This is a genomic window from Saccharopolyspora sp. NPDC050389, from assembly GCF_040655595.1.
In the GTDB taxonomy this organism is placed as follows: Bacteria; Actinomycetota; Actinomycetes; order Mycobacteriales; family Pseudonocardiaceae; genus Saccharopolyspora.
Genome location: NZ_JBFAKG010000212.1, coordinates 1 through 2,237, shown reverse-complemented (window position 1 = coordinate 2,237; position 2,237 = coordinate 1). Strand labels below are relative to the sequence as shown.

At 66.4% G+C, this 2,237-nt stretch carries 2 protein-coding genes and 1 pseudogene; all 3 read left to right on the top strand.

Annotation, left to right across the window (positions count from 1 at the left end):
* Positions 1-184 precede the first annotated feature (184 nt).
* Positions 185-1,261 carry a tyrosine-type recombinase/integrase gene (locus AB0I53_RS49475; RefSeq protein ID WP_358618167.1) on the top strand — a complete coding sequence of 359 codons (1,077 nt, stop codon included), beginning with the start codon at positions 185-187 and terminating at the stop codon, positions 1,259-1,261.
* Positions 1,258-1,581, top strand: a complete 324-nt coding sequence (locus AB0I53_RS49470; RefSeq protein ID WP_358618165.1) for a helix-turn-helix transcriptional regulator — start codon at positions 1,258-1,260, stop codon at positions 1,579-1,581. Before AB0I53_RS49475 ends, AB0I53_RS49470 begins: the two co-directional genes overlap by 4 nt.
* 23 nt (positions 1,582-1,604) lie before the next feature.
* A pseudogene (locus tag AB0I53_RS49465) lies at positions 1,605-2,237 on the top strand (integrase); the annotation flags it as partial.

Sequence of the window (2,237 nt, the reverse complement as noted above, 5' to 3'; positions counted from 1 at the left end):
TGTGCGACATCCCGTGAGTTCGGTGGTTCCTCGTTGGGAACGTGAGGGTGGGTTGCCACCAGGAGCAGGGCGTTCAGGTTGATCTCCACACCTGCACCCCACTGTGATCGTTCTTCAGTATTTCTGAAATGATCTCGCCTGAATTGAGCAGTGTTCTGTTCGAGTGAAGGCGAGGAGGCTTGGGTTGGCCCTGGCGGCGGTGCGGGACCTGCGCGAGCGGCGACCGGAGGCGAGCCCGGAGGAGCTCGCGGAGTTCGAGACCGATGTGCTGGCCGGGTTCGTTCTCGCCCGCGCGTCGGCGGGGTTGGCGGATGGCACGATCCGGGGCGATGTCGGGCACCTGGAGCAGGCGCGGGCCTGGTTCGGCCAGCCGCTATGGGAGATGGAGCCAGCCGACGCCGACACCTACTTCGGCAAGGTCATCCGCACGGCAGCGAAGGGCACCAGGCTAGCCCGAGCACAGGCGTTGACCACGTATTTCCAGTTCCTGGAACTGCGGCACAAGGTCGAGATCCACCAGCTGACCGGTCGGGTCGTCGAGTGCCCGATCGACGAGATGAACCGGCCACGCGGGGCCAAGGACGCCGCGCTGCGCATCCCGCCCACGGAGGCCGAGAACGACGCGCTGTTCGCTGGATGGCGCGAGGAACTGGCGACCTGCCGAAAGTTCGCACCAACCGCCCGCAACTACGCGGCCGCGAAGTTGATGTCCCAGGTCGGGCTGCGGATCAGCGAGGCCCGCTGGCTCGATCTCGACGACATCAAGTGGAACCTCGGCAGGTTCGGCAAACTGCACGTCCGCAAGGGTAAAGGCGCCCGCGGCAGTGGCCCGCGTGAGCGGATGGTGCCGCTGATCAACGGCGCGGACCGGACACTGCGCTGGTTCATCGAAGACGTCTGGGCGCTGTTCGACACCGACCACACCCGGCCCGGTGCGCCCCTGTTCCCATCCGAGCGTAAGAACGCCGATGGCACCAGCAAGCGCGTCGGCGATGACGCCTTGCGTTCCGGCCTCGCCGACGCCGCCGACGCGCACCTGCCGACCTGGGCGGACAAGCTCACGCCGCATGTGCTGCGGCACTTCTGCGCCAGCCAGCTCTATCTATCCGGAATGGACCTGATCTCGGTCCAGGAGTTGCTCGGGCATTCCTGGATAGCCACGACGATGAAATACGTCCACGTCCACCGCACCCGCATCGAGGATGCCTGGATCGCAGGCCAGCAACGCGCGGCCCGACGTTTGGAAGGACTGCTGTCATGAGGTGGAACCTGCGCCTGGCCGCCGCCAACCGCGGAATCTGGAAGGCCAGCGAGCTCCAACGCCAGCTCGCCGAGCACGGCCTGACGATCTCAGCTGGGAAGATGTCCGGGCTGTGGTCAGGGAAACCGGCCAGCATCAAGCTCGACGATCTCGACGTGATCTGCGCCGTGCTCGGCTGCGAGGTCGGCGAGCTGCTGATCCCCGAACCCGACCAGGTCCGCAGGCCACAGGGCGAGGAAACACCGCAGGCTGTGGGCGGAACGGACACGCCGGCGGTGACGCCGAAGCGCCGTGACGGCCGCAGCCTGCCGCCGATCTGACGATGGGAAGAGCACGCAAAGGCGTGGTGCGCAGCTGCGAGGGCTGTCTGGCCTGGGGGCAGACGTTCGGACAGGGGCTCTGCGTGGCTTGCTATATGTTCGCCCGTGACCACGCGCCCGGCGTTTGCGTCGGATGCGGCCGGCATCAGCCGATCCGCAAGGACTACTGCCGGTTGTGCTGGAACCAGGCTCGCACGAACGCCCGCGAGTCCGGTGAATCGTCGTGGTCGGCCAAGGCGGTGCACCACCTCAAGGGTGTTCGGCATCATCAGCTGTTCTTCGCGGACATGCGCTCGATGAGAGGGTCCTCGAGCACACCGCCCGCACGTCACAAGGGCCGCGGTCGCCCGCGCAAACCTGATCCTGAACCGGCGGCCCGGCCAGTGATGACCTCGGTTCAGCTGAGGCTGGTCGACGGCCTTGCCCGCGACTACTCCCGCTTCAACGAACACGAGCACCGCCCACCGAACCCGTGGTTGAACTGGGGTCACTACGTGGCTTATCGCCTCGGCGAGGCTCGTGGATGGACCCGCAGGGTTAGTCTCGATGTCCAGCGAGCGCTGGTGATCCTGCTGTCCGGCCACATCGAAGGCGACGTGGTTCGCTACTCCGAGATGTTCCTGGCGCTGCGGGCACTGGGCCTCAGCAGTGAACGC

Coding starts and splice junctions, on each gene's coding strand:
- AB0I53_RS49470 (WP_358618165.1), top strand. CDS start 1,258: ATGAGGTGGAACCTGCGCCTGGCCGCCGCCAACCGCGGAATCTGGAAG.